Origin of the sequence: Methylomagnum ishizawai (assembly GCF_900155475.1) — a bacterium.
In the GTDB taxonomy this organism is placed as follows: Bacteria; Pseudomonadota; Gammaproteobacteria; order Methylococcales; family Methylococcaceae; genus Methylomagnum; species Methylomagnum ishizawai_A.
This window is the reverse complement of record NZ_FXAM01000001.1, coordinates 1,443,568-1,459,294: the sequence shown is the minus strand read 5'-3', so window position 1 is coordinate 1,459,294 and position 15,727 is coordinate 1,443,568. Positions and strand designations below refer to the sequence as shown.

Annotated in this window: 11 protein-coding genes and 1 other RNA gene; 5 read left to right on the top strand and 7 right to left on the bottom strand. The window is 61.1% G+C overall.

Annotation, left to right across the window (positions count from 1 at the left end; all coding sequences use genetic code 11):
* Positions 1–7: 7 nt before the first annotated feature.
* Complete coding sequence (locus B9N93_RS06610) at positions 8–1,213, bottom strand: NADH:ubiquinone reductase (Na(+)-transporting) subunit B (protein WP_085212026.1); 1,206 nt, start codon at positions 1,211–1,213, stop codon at positions 8–10.
* Positions 1,213–2,571 carry a Na(+)-translocating NADH-quinone reductase subunit A gene (locus tag B9N93_RS06605; RefSeq protein ID WP_085212024.1) on the bottom strand — a complete coding sequence of 453 codons (1,359 nt, stop codon included), beginning with the start codon at positions 2,569–2,571 and terminating at the stop codon, positions 1,213–1,215. Before B9N93_RS06605 ends, B9N93_RS06610 begins: the two co-directional genes overlap by 1 nt.
* A gap of 545 nt (positions 2,572–3,116) precedes the next feature.
* Here B9N93_RS06605 and rnpB point away from each other — a divergent pair.
* An RNA gene (gene rnpB / locus B9N93_RS06600) (RNase P RNA component class A) lies at positions 3,117–3,481 on the top strand.
* Positions 3,482–3,530: 49 nt separating this feature from the next.
* On the opposite strand, the gene B9N93_RS06595 is transcribed toward rnpB, so the two are convergent.
* The 3 genes from B9N93_RS06595 to B9N93_RS06585 form a co-directional block, all read right to left on the bottom strand.
* Positions 3,531–3,875, bottom strand: a complete 345-nt coding sequence (locus B9N93_RS06595) for a ribulose bisphosphate carboxylase small subunit (RefSeq protein WP_085212022.1) — start codon at positions 3,873–3,875, stop codon at positions 3,531–3,533.
* Positions 3,876–3,929: 54 nt separating this feature from the next.
* The gene (locus tag B9N93_RS06590) at positions 3,930–5,351 is read right to left on the bottom strand and encodes a form I ribulose bisphosphate carboxylase large subunit (protein WP_085216190.1); all 1,422 of its coding nucleotides are present in this window, start codon (positions 5,349–5,351) and stop codon (positions 3,930–3,932) included.
* 245 nt (positions 5,352–5,596) lie between these two features.
* A complete protein-coding gene (locus B9N93_RS06585) occupies positions 5,597–7,171 on the bottom strand; it encodes a Kelch repeat-containing protein (RefSeq protein ID WP_125468870.1) in 1,575 nt (524 codons plus the stop codon).
* A 484-nt stretch (positions 7,172–7,655) separates the two neighbouring features.
* Between B9N93_RS06585 and B9N93_RS06580 the strand changes: the two genes are divergently transcribed.
* From B9N93_RS06580 to B9N93_RS06570, 3 genes are all read left to right on the top strand, one after another.
* Positions 7,656–8,372: a DUF2490 domain-containing protein gene (locus tag B9N93_RS06580; RefSeq protein ID WP_368655804.1), complete on the top strand. Its 717-nt coding sequence runs from the start codon at positions 7,656–7,658 to the stop codon at positions 8,370–8,372.
* Positions 8,373–8,399: 27 nt separating this feature from the next.
* Entirely contained in the window at positions 8,400–9,797 is a 1,398-nt protein-coding gene (locus tag B9N93_RS06575; RefSeq protein WP_085212018.1) for a sigma-54-dependent transcriptional regulator, read from the top strand.
* Between the two features lie 285 nt (positions 9,798–10,082).
* Complete coding sequence (locus tag B9N93_RS06570) at positions 10,083–10,703, top strand: Uma2 family endonuclease (RefSeq protein WP_085212016.1); 621 nt, start codon at positions 10,083–10,085, stop codon at positions 10,701–10,703.
* 7 nt (positions 10,704–10,710) lie between these two features.
* Here B9N93_RS06570 and B9N93_RS06565 read toward each other — a convergent pair whose 3' ends face one another.
* Positions 10,711–12,855: a YgiQ family radical SAM protein gene (locus B9N93_RS06565; RefSeq protein ID WP_085212014.1), complete on the bottom strand. Its 2,145-nt coding sequence runs from the start codon at positions 12,853–12,855 to the stop codon at positions 10,711–10,713.
* Positions 12,856–13,021: 166 nt separating this feature from the next.
* Positions 13,022–13,486 (bottom strand): bacterioferritin, encoded by a 465-nt coding sequence (gene bfr, locus B9N93_RS06560; protein ID WP_085212012.1) that lies wholly within the window; start codon positions 13,484–13,486, stop codon positions 13,022–13,024.
* 1,186 nt (positions 13,487–14,672) lie between these two features.
* Between bfr and B9N93_RS06555 the strand changes: the two genes are divergently transcribed.
* Positions 14,673–15,710: an efflux RND transporter periplasmic adaptor subunit gene (locus tag B9N93_RS06555; protein WP_254899350.1), complete on the top strand. Its 1,038-nt coding sequence runs from the start codon at positions 14,673–14,675 to the stop codon at positions 15,708–15,710.
* Positions 15,711–15,727: the final 17 nt, after the last annotated feature.

The following is a 15,727-nucleotide window of genomic DNA, read 5'->3' as shown; positions in this document are numbered from 1 at the left end:
CTCAGAATTAGACATGGCGTCTGACCCTCCGGGCGATATTGGCCTTGATGACCGCGTAATCGATGAGCGGCGCGAAGATGTTCGAGAACAGGATCGCCAACATGATGCCTTCCGGGAAGGCCGGGTTGACCACGCGGATCAAGACGGTCATGAAGCCGATCAAGGCACCGAAAATCCACCGACCGGTGTTGGTCTGGGCCGCGCTGACCGGATCGGTAGCCATATAGACCGTGCCGAAGGCGAAACCGCCCAAGGTCAGATGCCAATACCACGGCATGGAGAACATGGCGTTGGAATCGCTGCCGATGATGTTCAACAAGGTGGAGGTGGCGATCATGCCGACCAGGACGCCCGCGATGATGCGGTAATTGGCGATGCGGGTGTAGAGCAGGAAAGCCGCGCCGATCAAACAGGCGAAGGTGGAGGTTTCACCCATGGAACCCTGTTCAAAGCCGAAGAAGGTCTGCATCCAGGAAATGCCCGCCTCGTGGATACCTTGCACACCACCCATGGCCGCGACGCCCAGGGCGGTTGCGCCGCTGAAGCCGTCCACCGCCGTCCACACCGCGTCGCCCGACATGGAAGCCGGATAAGCGAAGTACAGGAAAGCGCGGCCCGTCAGCGCCGGGTTCAAGAAATTCTTGCCGGTACCGCCGAAGATTTCCTTGCCAATGACCACGCCGAAGGAAATACCGAGGGCGACTTGCCACAGGGGAATATCCGGCGGCAGGGTCAGGGCGAACAAAATGGAAGAAACGAAAAAGCCTTCGTTGACATCGTGCTTACGCACCACGGCGAACAACACTTCCCAGATGCCGCCCGCCACCAGGGTGACGATATAAACCGGCAGGAAATACAAAGCGCCATGAACGAGGTCGGAAATGGGATTGTTCGGATTGAAGCCGAAGAAGTTCTGGATCAGACCGCGCCAATTCGGGACTTCGGTCAAACCCAAAGCCTGCATGGCGGCGTTGGCCTGATAGCCGGTGTTGAAGATCGCCATCAACATGCACGGCAGGGCCGCGATCCATACATAGGTCATGACCCGCTTGAGGTCCACCGCGTCGCGGACATGGGCCGAGCCGTGGGTGACATCGGGCGGGCTATAGAGGAAGGTATCCACCATCTCGTAGACGGGATAGAGCTTCTCCAACTTCCCGCCTTTGACGAAGTGCGGGTGTAGCTTGTCTAGAAATTGCCGGGTACTGGACATTAGCCTTCCTTCTCGATTTGGGTGAGATTGTTTCTGAGCACCGCACCGAAGTCATGCTTGCCCGGATCGACGAAGGTGCAAAGCGCCAAATCCTCTTCGTCCAGCTCCAGGCAACCCAGGGCTTGGGCCATATCGGTATCGCCCACGATCATGTAGCGCAGCAACTGGGTCGGCAGGATATCCATCGGCACTACTTCCTCGTAGACGCCCACCGGCACAATGGCGCGGGGACTGCCGAGCTTGTTGGTATTGAAGGCGAACTTGCGCCCGCGCTCTTTGGGCAAGCTGGACAAGAGGACGTTCAGGAACGAGTACTTGTCGCGGGAAGGAATGATCCAGCCCATGAAATCCCTGGCGCGGCCTTCCTCGATGACGGTGACTTGGTGGCTATAACGGCCCAGGTAATCGGCCCAATCCTCGCCCTTGTGACCGTGCAGCACGGAGCCGGAAATCACGCGGGGTTCCTTGCCCGCCACCAGTTGGCCCTTGACCAGATCGGACAGATTGGCCCCCAAACGGGTGCGCACCAAACGCGGGCGCTCGACCAAGGTACCCGCCAAGGACACCACGCGCTCGACATTCAAGCGGCCCGTGGTGAATAGCGCACCGATGGCGATGACGGATTGATAATCGAGATGCCAAACGGTCTTGGCGGGACCGACCGGATCGAGGTGGTGGATATGGGTGCCGGGCAAACCCGCCGGGTGCGGGCCGTCGAACTCGGCGATTTCCAGCTTGCCGATTTCGCCCGCTGGGAAAGTCTGGCCCGGTGCCTTGCACAGGAACAGCTTGCCTTCGGTCAGCTTGGCGATGACGGCCAAGCCATTCTTGAAATCCTGCGCCCGTTCCGCGATGACCACTTCGGGATTGGCGGCCAGGGGATTGGTGTCGATGGCGGTGACGAAGATGGAGCGGGGCGCGGTGTCGGGGTCGGGCACCTTGCTGTAGGGGCGGGTGCGGAACGCCGTCCACAGCCCGGAAGCGAGCAGGTTATCCTTGACCTGTTCGGTGGTCAGATTGGACAGTTCGGATTCGGCATAGGCGCTGAACTCGACGCTATCGGTTCCGTCCAGTTCGATGATGACGGCTTGCAGCACGCGGCGGGCGCCACGGACGATGGACTTGACCACGCCGCAACCGGGGGACGTGTAAACCACCTTGGAATTTTGCTTCTCGGAGAACAACACATCGCCCAACTTGACCCGGTCGCCCTCGGCGACGGCCATGGTGGGCTTCAATCCGTTGTAATCCGGCCCCAACAGCGCCACGGAACTTACAACGCCACCATCGTCGTAAATGGCCTGTTCGGGCTCTCCCGTGATAGGCAGATTCAACCCTTTCTTGGTTTTGATTAACATAAGTGAGCCTGTGGATCGCACAAATTAACGGCCAAACCACTCCTCATCGCGGCCCGCAATGGTTCACAAGGAAGACGCAGGGGGGAGTGCAAGGATTTCGTTCGGTTTAAGGCACGCCGAAAGACGGGGAGCCGGGTTCCCGGACATGGCCGGAATTCGGACACCGCGCAACGCGAGGTTCGCTCGGCGCAATCCTAAGACTTAGGTAAACCAGTCCGGTATTAGAACATAAATGCCCCACTGCCTCAACGCGGCGAGTCCTTGAGTTAGAAGGGAAAAACGGCGGTTTCGGGGGGTCTGGTGGGGGTTCCGAAAACCAGGCGGCGGACAAAAAAAAGCGGGCTTCGGCAATGCCTTAGCCCGCAACACCATCCCAGAGGATTCGAAAGTTCGGTGGATGTCACCCAGGGTGGGGGACAAGGAATAGGGGAATGAATTCACTGTAAACCAGTGCTTCACCATTGGTGATTAGGATAGCGGCAAACTCCAAGCCACTTCTTGACCTGGATCAAGATATCCCCGCTTTTCGTGGTAGACTTGGCGGCGGAGTCGGCCAGGCAGCCGCTGCCCTTCGGGGTGGAGGAAAGTCCGGGCTCCACAGGACAGGGTGCCAGGTAATGCCTGGAAGGCGCGAGCCTATGGAAAGTGCCACAGAAAATATACCGCCCCATCAGCCCTCACAGGCGGGCGGGGTAAGGGTGAAATGGTGCGGTAAGAGCGCACCGCGCGGCCGGCAACGGCGGTGGCAGGGCAAACCCCACCCGGAGCAAGACCAAATAGGGGGGCATCGGGGCAACCCGGACGTGTGGTCCGCACGGCTCCCGGGTAGGTCGCTTGAGGCGCGTCGCGAGGCGTGTCCCAGATGAATGGCTGTCCAAGACAGAACCCGGCTTATCGGCCAACTCCACTTATTTCCCTACGCACCGGGGCCGACGCCCCGGTCCTCCTTCCCAATCCCATCAAGCCGCCGCCAAACCCCGGTAGACCACCAGCGCCGCCCCCTGCGATTGCCTGCGGGTATCGTAGCCGACCAGGCGCACATGGTTGTGGGGATGGGCGGCGCGGCAGGCTGCGGCCTCGGCCAGGATTTTATCCACATCGGTCTCGCCGAACAGCGGCAGTTTCCACATATACCAATAATGATCGAAGGCGTTCTCCGGCTCGCTATGCTCCACCGCCGGATTCCAACCCCGGCGCACGATGTACTCGACCTGCTTGCGGATGCGCTCCGGCTCCATCTCCTTCAGATAGGAAAAGGTTCCGAGCTTGCGGCTGGATGGGGAAAAATCCCGGATTTCGCTCATATCTTGGCTCCTCGTTGCTATCAAAAATCTGTCGATGGTGATGAGGCTCCGCGCTCAGGGGCGGGCCACGTCGAGTTTGTCCACGGTGTCGAACTCGAACTTGATTTCCTTCCAGGTCTCCAAAGCGGCCTTGAGCTCGGGCGAATGCTCCGCCGCCGCCAGCAGGACCGCCCGGCCCTCCTGTTCCAGGGACCGGCCTTCGTTGCGGGCCGCGACGCAGGCTTCCAGCGCGACCCGGTTGGCCGCCGCCCCCGCCGCGTTGCCCCAGGGATGGCCGAGCGTGCCGCCGCCGAACTGGAACACCGCGTCGTCGCCGAAAATCCCCAATAAGGCGGGCATATGCCAAACATGGATGCCGCCCGAGCCCACCGTGAACACGCCGGGCATCGAACCCCAATCCTGGTCGAAGAAGATGCCCCGGCTTCGATCTTCCTTGACGCGGCGCTCGCGTAATAGGTCGATCACGCCCAGCACGGCGGCGCGGTCGCCTTCCAGCTTGCCGACCACGGTGCCGGTGTGGAGATGGTCGCCGCCCGACAGGCGCAGCACCTTCGCCAGCACGCGGAAATGGATGCCATGGCTGGGATTGCGGTCGATGACGGCGTGCATGGCGCGGTGGATGTGCAGCAGCATCCCGTTCTCGCGGCACCAATTGGCCAGCCCGGTATTGGCGCAGAAACCGCCACTGAGGAAATCGTGCATGATGATGCGCGAGCCGATGGCTTTGGCGTATTCGGCCCGCTTATACATCTCTTCCGGGGTGGGCGCGGTCACGTTGAGGTAATGGCCCTTGCGCTCGCCGGTTTCGACCTCGGCCTTATCGATGGCCTCCTGCACGAAATCGAAGCGTTGCCGCCAGCGCATGAACGGCTGGCTGTTGACGTTCTCGTCGTCCTTGGTGAAATCCAGCCCGCCGCGCAGGCATTCGTACACGGCGCGGCCATAGTTCTTGGCCGACAAACCGAGCTTGGGCTTGATGGTGCAACCCAGCAAGGGACGCCCATAGATATTCATGATGTCGCGCTCGACCTGGATGCCATGGGGCGGACCGCCGCAGGTCTTGATATAGGCGATGGGGAAATGCACGTCCTCCAGCCTCAACCCGCGCACGGCCTTGAAACCGAACACATTGCCGACCAAGGAAGTCAGCACGTTGACCACCGAGCCTTCCTCGAACAAATCGATGGGATAAGCGATGAAGGCGTAGAACTGCTCGGGATGGCCGGGCACGGCCTCGATGCGGTAGGCGCGGCCCTTGTAATAATCGAGGTCGGTGAGGAGGTCGGTCCAGACCGTGGTCCAGGTGCCGGTGGAGGATTCGGAGGCGACGGCGGCGGCGGCTTCCTCGGGGTCCACGCCCGGTTGCGGGGTGATCTTGAACACCGCGAGCAAATCGGTGGCGGCGGGGGTGTAATCGGGGTCCCAGTAGGTCTCGCGATATTGCTTGACGCCCGCGCTATAGGTTTTCGTGGCCATGCGGCCTTCCTCCTCGTTTTTTGGATTGTTGTTATGTGGCGGCTTCCATTCCCAGCCCCCCCGCTCCCGCATCCTTATCCAGTGAACAGACTATAAGTGGCTTGGTATATAAAGAAAATTAAATTGTCATGATTGAATCAATAACCAAGCCTTATAAATAGCCTTTCGCCTTCCGGGGTTATCCTGGAAAGCCCAGTCCGTGGGCGCAAAAAAACGGGCCGGTTTGAACACCGGCCCGCCATGCCTTATCGGGCGGCGGGACAACCGGGCTGGGACGGCAATTGGGAAGCCGTGATATTGACCGCCGTGGCGAGGGATTGGATACCGGCGGCACTCACCGTCATCTGATAATTCCCGGCGGCGAACCCGGCTGGCAAGCTGAAATCGGTGGTGACCAGGGCGTCGCCGGTCGCGATATGAGTAGTACTCCAATGCAAGGTCTTGGCGTAGACACTATCGCCCGCGGCGTCCTGGAATCGGACGATGGGATAGTTCTCGTCCATCTCGGCATCGTCGCCATAGGCCGCGCCCGCCGACTGCCCGGTGAGGCGCTTGCCGGTCAGGGTGAACTTGCCGCAACCCTGGGCGACCACCTTCTTCACCAAGGGACGGTAGGCCGCTTTGGGCGTGCCGTCCGGCGTGTAGACCCAGAGCCGGGTGGACGCCGTGGCCAGCAGCAATTGCCCGGTCGGCAACAACAGCAGCCTGATTTGATAAGCGGTGTTGCCCAGATCGCCCGCTAAAGCGCTAGGCAGGGACAACCGGGCCATGGTTTGGGTGGCGGGGTTGAAATCGAACAAAGGCCGCCCCCCGCCCCCTTCGGCGGCCAGGATCACATGGCCGTTGGGCAGGAGGGCGGCGGGCGCGTCGTTCACCGCCAAGCCGCCGGGGACGCTGGGTCCGGTCGCCCAGGCATGGGTGTCGGGCGCATAGAACGCGGTGCGGCCAGTGGCCCCGATCAGGAACATCCGCCCATCGTAGAGGCGCAGGATCGGCCCCATCTCGCCGTCGCTTTGCCCCAGCAAGGGAATCGTGCCGGAGGCGGTGCCGTCGCTGGGACTGATGGAAACCCAGGGCCGGGTCGCGGGATCGCCGTCGGTGTAATGGGCGGGGTCGAACGCCTCGGCATACCTGCCGCCGCCGACGGCGGACGCCGTGGCGTTGCTCTTGTAGACATCGTAGGTCAACACCCGGCCATCGCCCATCAGCGCCCAGGATTCCTCGGCGCTGGAATCGGCATGGACCTTGGGAATCGCGCCCGACCAAGTATTGCTGGCGATATCGTAGAGGAAGGTGGAGCGGCCCGCGGCAAAGCCCGAACTCAGGATGGAACCGGCCAGGATTTTGCCCCCGTCCAGCAACAGGGTCGGCACATCCCCGAACAAGGATTGCGGATGGTGGGCGATGGGGGACCAGCGGTCGGCCACGGGATCGTAGATTTCCCCGGTGTTGAGGTGAACGGCGGTCGCGGAGGCGCTGTATTCGCCGCCCAAGACCCAGACCCGGCCATCCGGCAGCACCTGCGAGGGGAAATACAACCGGGGTGTGCCCATGGCCGCCAGTTTGGACCACGTCCCGGCGACATAGCCGCCGTTGGGGTCGGGGGTCAGCTTCATCCATCGGGCGGTATTGCCCGCGCCGTTCTGCTGGACCATGACCGTGCCATCGGTCAGCAGCAGCATCGTGCCGGCCTTATCGGGCGCGGCATTCCACAACGGCGTCCAGGTGGCGGCTCCGGCCCCGCCCGCCATCCCCAATTCTCCCAGGCCCAAAACGGTCCCGAGCGCAAGCGCCCGCAGGCGTCCACGTTGCTTCGGCATGCTTCAAGTCTCGCGTTAAAAAAGCCGACCCCGTCGCGGAGCCTCGAACCTCCCACCAGCCCGGCCCGCCAGGACGCTGCGGCCTCCTGCATAAGCCGTCACGCCATGCCGTGACCGACTTCCAAGTTTAACCCATCGCCCCATCGGCACAGCCATCCCAGAAATAGGTTTATATCCACCACTTCCGGTCCCAATCCACCGGATTCCAAGCGGCCCCGACCTTGGGAAACGGCGATAAACGGCGCGATTTCATAGGCTTATCGGCCCAGCCCGGCCATGGCATGCAAGTCGCTAAAGAAGGCCATCGCCCCAGCACGAAAGCACGCCAGCCATGCTGCCTTCCGCCTGCGGCCCCGGAGCCGTCGCGCCCCAAAATCCCTTAACCGAGGCAATGCGGGGAATCCACTTGCGGATTCCGCTTCGCCCCGCCTGGACTACCCTCACCCATAGTTTTTTGCTCCACACCGTCGCAATACACCAAGGCATGCTCAATTCCAAAATCAAAAGCCTGATGATCTCCGCCACCGCCTGCACCGTCCTGGGTGCGAGCCCCGCCGCTCACGCCGACGACCTCACCGAGGACGGCGGCTCCTGGGCGCAGGTGGTCGCCGAGGGCAGCCTGGGCTTCATCGATCCCAACCTGCAACAAGGCCGCCTCTGGCTGGAAGGCCAGTCGCGCTGGGATGACAACTGGAGCCATTGGTACCAGGGCATGGCCCGGGTGGCGCTGGGCTACTCGCTGAGCGAACGGGCCACGGTGTGGATGGGCTATACCTTCCTGCCCACCCAGAACGTCGGCAAGCCCTATTACGCCCAACAGGATTTATGGCCCGCGTTCCGCTACGTCCTACCGACCGATTTTGGCACATTCACCTTCAGGACCCTGTTGGAGACCAACTTCATCGTCGCCGACTCGGTCCGGGTCCGCCCCAGGCAAATGATCCGCTATATGCGCCCCTTCGATTTCGAGCCACGGCTGGCGCTGGTGGCCTGGGACGAGTTCTTCGTGCGGGTGAACAGCACCCCGGTCGGTGGCCAATCCGGCTTCGACCAGAACCGGGCCTTCCTCGGCGGGGCGTGGACCTTCAACCCGAACTTCCGCACCGAGTTGGGTTATCTAAACCAGTACATCGACAACGCGACCCATAGCGCCGAAACCATGCATCACCTCATCATGGGTTCCCTATTCATCAACTTCTAAACGACGCGCCCCGGCACGAGGACCGCCATGCCCAATAGCCTATTGCTTATCGAGGACGAAACCCTGCTCGGCCAGGAACTCACCCGCCACTACCGCCGCGGCGGCTGGGAGGTCGAATGGGTGCGCAGCCTGGCCGAGGCCCGCCGTTTATTGTTGGACCAGCACTGCGAACCCTTGCTGATCCTGTCCGATATGAACCTGCCGGACGGCAACGCCCTGGACCTGATGGAACAAATCAAGGACCGGGTACCGCATTGCGAATGGCTGTTCCTGACCGGCTATGGCAGCGTTCAGGATTCGGTGCGGGCCTTGCGGCTCGGCGCCTATGAGTTCCTGGAAAAACCCTGCGAGATGGACCGGCTGGATTTGGTGATGGCCAGCGCCTCGCGCAGCGCCCTGGCCCAGCGCCGCTTGATCGAACAGGCCGAACACGGCTACCGGCGCTATTCCCCGGAAGCCTTCGTGGGCCGCAGCTCCGCCGCCCGCAACGTGCGGGAAATGCTGGCCCGGCTGACCAAGGTGCCGTTCAGCGCCATCGTGATCGCCGGGGAAACCGGCACCGGCAAGGGGCTGGCGGCGCGTATCCTCCATTACGGCGGCAAGCGCGGGCAAAGCCCCCTGGTGGAACTCAATTGCGCCGCCCTGCCCCGCGAACTCTTGGAATCGCAGTTGTTCGGACACGAGGCCGGCGCGTTCACCGGGGCGTCGGGCCGCCATCGTGGCCTGATCGAACAGGCCGACGGCGGCACCTTGTTCCTGGACGAGATCGGCGAGATGTCGATGGACTTGCAGGCCAAGCTGCTGAAAGCCATCGAGGACCGCAAATTCCGCCGCCTGGGTTCGGAGCGGGAAATCGCGGTGGATGTGCAAATCCTCGCCGCCAGCCACCGCGACCTGGAAACCATGGTGAAGCACGGCGAATTCCGCGGCGATCTTTATCACCGGCTCAGCGTGTTCAAGCTGGCGCTGCCGCCGCTCAGGGAAGTCAAGGAGGATTTGGAGGAACTGGTGCCGATCTTCATCGCCGAGATCAACGCCAAGGCCGGCAAGCAGGTGAAGATGGTGCCGCAGGAGGTCTGGACCGCGCTCCGCGCCCATGATTGGCCCGGCAATGTGCGCGAACTCCGCAACCTGGTCGAGCGTTGCGTGTTGTTCGCCGACGGGCCGGTGTTCCCGACGCAATGGCTGCAATTGCCCGGTGCCCAGACTCCGGCGGCGGTGCGCCCCATGGTGGAGGGTGGCGTCGATGGCCTGTTCATCCCGCTCGATGGCAGCATGGACCTGGACGACATGGACCGCTATATCATCGAAACCACGCTGAACCGGCACCAGGGCAATGTCACCGCCGCCGCCCGCGCCCTCGGCACCACGCGGGAGACCCTGCGCTACCGGGTGCGGAAATATGGGTTGCGGGAATCGGTGTAGGCTATCGGCGGGAATCCCAGCCCGCTACACCGGGCATCTACTGGGAGGAGAATCCACCGTGCCTATCGACCTTGATCGCCGGAATAAGCGTCACCTCGGCCATCGTGTTTGGCGTCGTCCGACTGTCCCAGCCCGAGCCACAGCCCGTCCAATCTTCCCCTCAAATCGCGCCCAATCCCACCCCGTCCGCGCCGACACCCCGCCCCGCACCCTGACCGCCTTCCGCCCAAACCGGGCGGGATGGCGGATAATCAAGGCCCACCATCCTTCCGGGAGTCCGCCGCCATGTCCGCCCTACCCTCGTTTCATAGCCCACACCGCCACACCGTCGATGAATACCTCGCCCTGGACCGCGCCGCCGAATATAAAAGCGAGTACGTGAACGGGGAAATCTTCGCCATGGGCGGGGCGTCCTTCCGCCATGTACTCATCACCAGCAATATCGCCCGCGAACTGGGCAACCGGCTCAAATCGACCCATTGCCAAGTGTACTCATCGGACTTGAGGGTCCAGGCGGATCGCGGCAAAGCCTTCCACTATCCCGACGTGACCGTGATTTGCGGACGCCCCGAGTACCGCGACGACCGCCGCGACACGGCGACCAATCCGCTCATCATCGTGGAAGTCCTCTCGAACAGCACCCGCAACTACGACCGTGGCGACAAATTCGCCAGCTACCGCCGCCTGGACTCCTTGCGGGAATACATCCTGATCGATCAACGGCCCTGCCATATCGAGCATTACACCCGCAAAACCGGCGGCATCTGGGAATTCTCAGAAATCGACGATTGCGGGACGGAACTCTGGATTCCGACCCTGGAATTTTCGATCCCGTTGGCGGAAATCTACGCCAAGGTGGAGTTTCTGGAGCCGGAACCCGAGAGCGAAATCCACCCGCCGGAATAACCCGGCCCTATTTCTTCCCCTTCCGCGCCGGTTTGCCCGGCTTGCCGCCCAAGGGCGGCAAACCCGTGTGCTGGGTGCGGAACGGCTGGGACTTACGCACGGCCCGCGCCCCTTCCGGCTGTACGCCGGTCCCGGCGGGCTGCCAACTCGGCACCAGATGATGCTTGCCATTGCCGATCAAATCGGCCCGACCCATACGTTTCAGGGCTTCGCGCAATAGCGGCCAGTTCTCGGCGTCGTGGTAGCGCAGAAAAGCCTTGTGCAAACGGCGCTGTTTCATATTCCTGGGGATATAGACGTCCTCGCTATCGCGGCCAATGCGGTGCAAGGGATTCTTGCCGGTGTGGTACATGGCGGTCGCGGTCGCCAGCGGCGAAGGCAGGAACGCCTGCACCTGGTCGGCCCGGAACCCATTGCGCTTGAGCCATAGCGCCAGATTCAGCATATCCGCGTCGGTGGTGCCGGGATGGGCCGCGATGAAATAGGGAATCAGGTATTGCTCCTTGCCCGCTTCCTTCGAGTATTGGTCGAACAGCGCCTTGAAGCGGTCGTAGGTGCCCATCCCCGGCTTCATCATCTTGGACAAGGGGCCGGTTTCGGTATGCTCCGGGGCGATCTTGAGGTAGCCGCCGACATGGTGGGTCACCAGTTCCTTCACGTATTCGGGCGATTCCACCGCCAAGTCGTAGCGCAGGCCCGAGCCGATGGTGATCTTCTTAATGCCGGGCAAGGCGCGGGCGCGGCGGTATAGCTTGATCAGCGGGCCGTGGTCGGTATCGAGGTTCTTGCAGATGCCAGGATAGACGCAGGATGGGCGGCGGCAGGCGGCTTCGATCTTGGGGTCTTTGCAGGCCAGCCGGTACATATTGGCGGTGGGTCCGCCCAGGTCCGAAATATGGCCGGTGAAGGCGGGCGAGGTGTCGCGGATGGCTTCGAGTTCGCGGATGATCGAATCTTCCGAGCGGTTCTGGATGATGCGGCCCTCATGCTCGGTGATCGAACAGAAAGTGCAGCCACCGAAGCAGCCGCGCATGATCGTCACCGAATGCTGGATCATCTCGAAGGCCGGAATCTTATCGCCGCCGTAGGACTGATGCGGCAAACGCGAATACGGCAGGCCGTAGACGCCATCCATTTCCTGGGTGGTCAGCGGGATGGGCGGCGGATTGATCCAGACTTCGCGGTCGCCATGGCGCTGGATCAGGGCGCGGGCATTGCCGGGATTGGTTTCCTGATGCAGCACGCGGGAAGCGTGGGCATACAACACCGTATCCACCTTCACCGCCTCAAACGCGGGCAGGCGGATCACCGCGCGGGCGGGATCGATGGCGCGGCGGCGCTCGAAACGCAGCACGCCGGACGCTTTGGGCGCGGATTCGGTGGCACAGGCGGGCGGCGCTTCCTGATACGGATCGACCGGCGCGGCCAGCGGGCCGGGCGTGTCCACCTGGGTCGAATCCAACTCGGTCCAGCCTTCGGGCAGGGTTTTACGCAAGAAGGCCGTGCCGCGGATATCGGTGAGTTCGGCGATAGCCACACCCGCCGCCAGGCGGTGGGCGATTTCAACCACCTGCCGCTCGCCATTGCCATACACCAGCAAGTCGGCCTTGGCATCCACCAGCACCGAGCGCCGCACCGTATCGGACCAATAATCGTAATGGGCGATGCGGCGCAAACTGGCCTCGATCCCGCCCAAAACGATGGGCACCTCCTTAAAAGCCTCCCGGCAGCGGTGCGAATACACGGTCACGCAGCGGTCGGGGCGCTTATCGGCCTCGCCGCCGGGGGTGTAGGCGTCGTTGGAACGGATGCGGCGGTCGGAGGTGTAACGGTTGACCATGGAATCCATATTGCCGCCGGTGACGCCGAAGAACAGGTTGGGCCGCCCCAGCCGCTTGAAATCCTCCGCCGAGGTCCAATCCGGCTGCGCCAGGATACCGACCCGGAAGCCTTGCGCCTCCAGCAAGCGCCCGATGATCGCCATGCCAAAGCTGGGATGGTCCACATAGGCATCGCCGGTCACGATCACGATATCGCAGGCATCCCAGCCCAAAGCGTCCATTTCGGCGCGGCAGGTGGGGAGTTGCGGGGCGGGGCCGAAGCGCTTGGCCCAGAATTTCCGGTAGGAGAAGAGGTCGGTGGCTGTGTTCATCGGGCGTGGGGCTGGGAAATCGGAACCGGCTATTGTAAGGCGATTTCCCGAGCATGGCGCTGGGAATTACAGCGGGGGAGGCCGTGTTGGGGAAAATATCCGGCCAACAGCCCAAAAAAAGGGCGGCTTATCGCCGCCCGAGTGCGCCTTTCGCTTACAACATCGTTTACATCATGGATTGCTGGTAGTTCTGGATACCGATCTTGGCGATCAGGTCCAATTGGGTTTCCAGCCAATCGACGTGTTCTTCCTCGCTGTCGAGGATATGCTCGAACAGCTCACGGGTGACGAAATCCTGCACCTGCTCGCAATAAGCGATGGCTTCGCGCAGCAGCGGCATCGCCGCCAGTTCCAGAGCCAGATCGCATTCGAGCATTTCCTGGGTATGCTCGCCGATCTTGAGCCGGCCGAGGTCTTGCAGATTAGGCAAGCCTTCGAGGAACAGGATGCGCTCGATCAGCTTATCGGCGTGCTTCATCTCGTCGATGGATTCGTGGTACTCCTTCTCGTTGAGCTTGCTGAAGCCCCAATTTTTGAACATCCGCGCATGCAGGAAATACTGGTTGATCGCGGTCAGTTCGTTGGTCAGCACCTTGTTCAGGTACTCGATGACTTTGGTGTCGCCCTTCATGGTCTTATTCCTTCGGTAAGGTTGATCGGTATGGAACCCGGTGTTCCCCATCCCTTTTAGGGTTGCGGAAGTCGGCAGCGTTCCGGGACATCCTGCCGGTTCCGACCGCGATTTTACCGAAGATGCTTGCCTTGCGTAGGCCCGGACGATGAGGCCAAGTCCTCCCAAGGAACCGATGCGGCGGGTTTGCGCCAGGCCAGCTTGCGACCGATGGAGGGCTTGTCGGCAACCAGGAAGCCTAGGGCAAGAAACCCGCCCGGTATTGTGCCTCGTGGGGCCGGAAGCCCATGTGGCCCGCAGTTCCGGGGGCTTTAAAACCTGCGGAAGCTTCCTCCCAAGAGCGCTATAGATTTAGCAAGCGGCGTGCCGGGACCGGGAAGCGGGCCGGGAAGGCTGGCAATCCCAGGCGGGACGGGGATTTTGGGGCGGTAAGGGACGGCGGCCGGGACCGGCGTGGGCGGTGGAGCGGGAAATCCCGCGCCAAAATGGGGCGGATTGTCGCAAGAAAGGGAGAAAACAGGGACCGGCGGGTATGGAAAGGCCGGATATAGGCCCGGTCATGCCACACTGTTTCCAAAATGGAAACCACTATCCAGCGCCAACACGCCATCGGGCGGATATCCACGGCGATAGCAACCCAGAAATGGGCTGCTCCCCTGACCTACGACGCGGAAAAACAGCCCCGATCCGGTACCGGCGCACCCGTGGTGTGGCAGAGGCTCTCCCCAGGTGTTAAGCGTTGGGATAGCGGGACTGCCGTCATGGGTGGAACACCCACGTCATGACGGCGAGATCAACCCAAACCCAAGGAAACGCGGATATTTTTGGTTTATTACAACCAGTCGACCACCCCCACCGCACCGACAGCATGGCAGCTTTATTTTAAAAATCAAAAGCTTACCGATTTAGGCACGGAAGATGCGGTGTGGCCGACAACTTAACAAGATCAAACATCACCCATATGTCCACGAACCACCGCCAAGCACCAAAATCACACCGGCCCCAGCCACAGCCAAACCGCCCTCCAACCCCTACCAAAACCCACTGTTCCCCGACGGCATACCTAGCCAAACCACGCCCACCCCAGCCCCGAAGCTACCTGCCCTAAGCACCCTATTCCATGCTTATGAACCCTAAACACATCGCCAAAGCACCCGTGGCTCTAAGCTTGATCGGTATCCTTTTAATGGGTTGCCACCCCAAAGACACCGAAAAGCACGAAGAAACTCCAAAACTGGAAGCAACCACACCCCTCCACGAAAACACTTCCGTTTTCAAAGAATATGTCTGTCAAATCCATGCCATCCGGCATATCGAAATCCGCGCCCTGGAACGCGGATACTTGCAGAATATCTTCGTGGACGAAGGACAATGGGTACGCCAAGGACAGCCGATGTTCAAAATCATGCCGAACATCTATCAAGCCGAGTTGCTGAAGGCGAAGGCCGAAGCCAACAATATGAATATCGAATATCTCAACACCAAGGGACTGGCGGATCAAAAAATCGTCTCGCCCAATGAGTTAGCCTTGGCGAAGGCGAAACTGGACAAGGCCGAAGCGGAGGTGAAACTAGCGGAAACCCATTTGGGCTTTACGGACATCAATGCGCCTTTCGATGGAATCATGGATCATCTGGCCGCTAGGAACGGCAGCCTACTCGATGAGGGTGACCTATTAACCACGCTTTCCGATATCAGCAAATTATGGGTATATTTCAATGTGCCGGAAGCGGAATATCTGGATTATAAAGCCCATAAGCAAAGCAACACACCGACCCAAGTGCGGTTGCGGATGGCCAATGGCGAGATTTTCAACCAAACCGGAGTGATCGAGACCATCGAAGCGGATTTCGACAATACTGCTGGCAATATCGAATTCCGCGCCACCTTCCCCAACCCGGACCGGCTGCTGCGGCATGGGGAAACCGGCACGATCCTGATGGAAAAGCCCTATCCCAACGCCATGCTAATCCCACAGAAAGCGACCTTCGAAATCTTGGATAAAACCTATGTTTATGTCGTCACCTCGGAAGGCAAATTAGAGCAACGGCTCATCCATATCGAAGCCGATATACCGCATTTGTTCATTGTCAAGGACGGACTGAAAGACGACGACAAGATTTTGCTCGAAGGCTTGCGTAAAGTCCATTCCGGGGAGGAAGTGGAAATCGCCTTCAAAGCGCCGGAAAAAGTCCGCTCGGAACTTGAATTGTATACCGAGTAACCCCGCCATAAGGGATT

Bases quoted from the DNA above. Each gene is read 5' to 3' on its own strand.
- B9N93_RS06595 (WP_085212022.1), bottom strand. From the start codon at position 3,875: ATGAGCGAAATCCGGGATTTTTCCCCATCCAGCCGCAAGCTCGGAACC.
- B9N93_RS06565 (WP_085212014.1), bottom strand. From the start codon at position 12,855: ATGAACACAGCCACCGACCTCTTCTCCTACCGGAAATTCTGGGCCAAG.
- B9N93_RS06585 (WP_125468870.1), bottom strand. From the start codon at position 7,171: ATGCCGAAGCAACGTGGACGCCTGCGGGCGCTTGCGCTCGGGACCGTT.
- B9N93_RS06575 (WP_085212018.1), top strand. From the start codon at position 8,400: ATGCCCAATAGCCTATTGCTTATCGAGGACGAAACCCTGCTCGGCCAG.
- B9N93_RS06590 (WP_085216190.1), bottom strand. From the start codon at position 5,351: ATGGCCACGAAAACCTATAGCGCGGGCGTCAAGCAATATCGCGAGACC.
- B9N93_RS06555 (WP_254899350.1), top strand. From the start codon at position 14,673: ATGGGTTGCCACCCCAAAGACACCGAAAAGCACGAAGAAACTCCAAAA.
- B9N93_RS06605 (WP_085212024.1), bottom strand. From the start codon at position 2,571: ATGTTAATCAAAACCAAGAAAGGGTTGAATCTGCCTATCACGGGAGAG.
- B9N93_RS06610 (WP_085212026.1), bottom strand. From the start codon at position 1,213: ATGTCCAGTACCCGGCAATTTCTAGACAAGCTACACCCGCACTTCGTC.
- bfr (WP_085212012.1), bottom strand. From the start codon at position 13,486: ATGAAGGGCGACACCAAAGTCATCGAGTACCTGAACAAGGTGCTGACC.
- B9N93_RS06570 (WP_085212016.1), top strand. From the start codon at position 10,083: ATGTCCGCCCTACCCTCGTTTCATAGCCCACACCGCCACACCGTCGAT.
- B9N93_RS06580 (WP_368655804.1), top strand. From the start codon at position 7,656: ATGCTCAATTCCAAAATCAAAAGCCTGATGATCTCCGCCACCGCCTGC.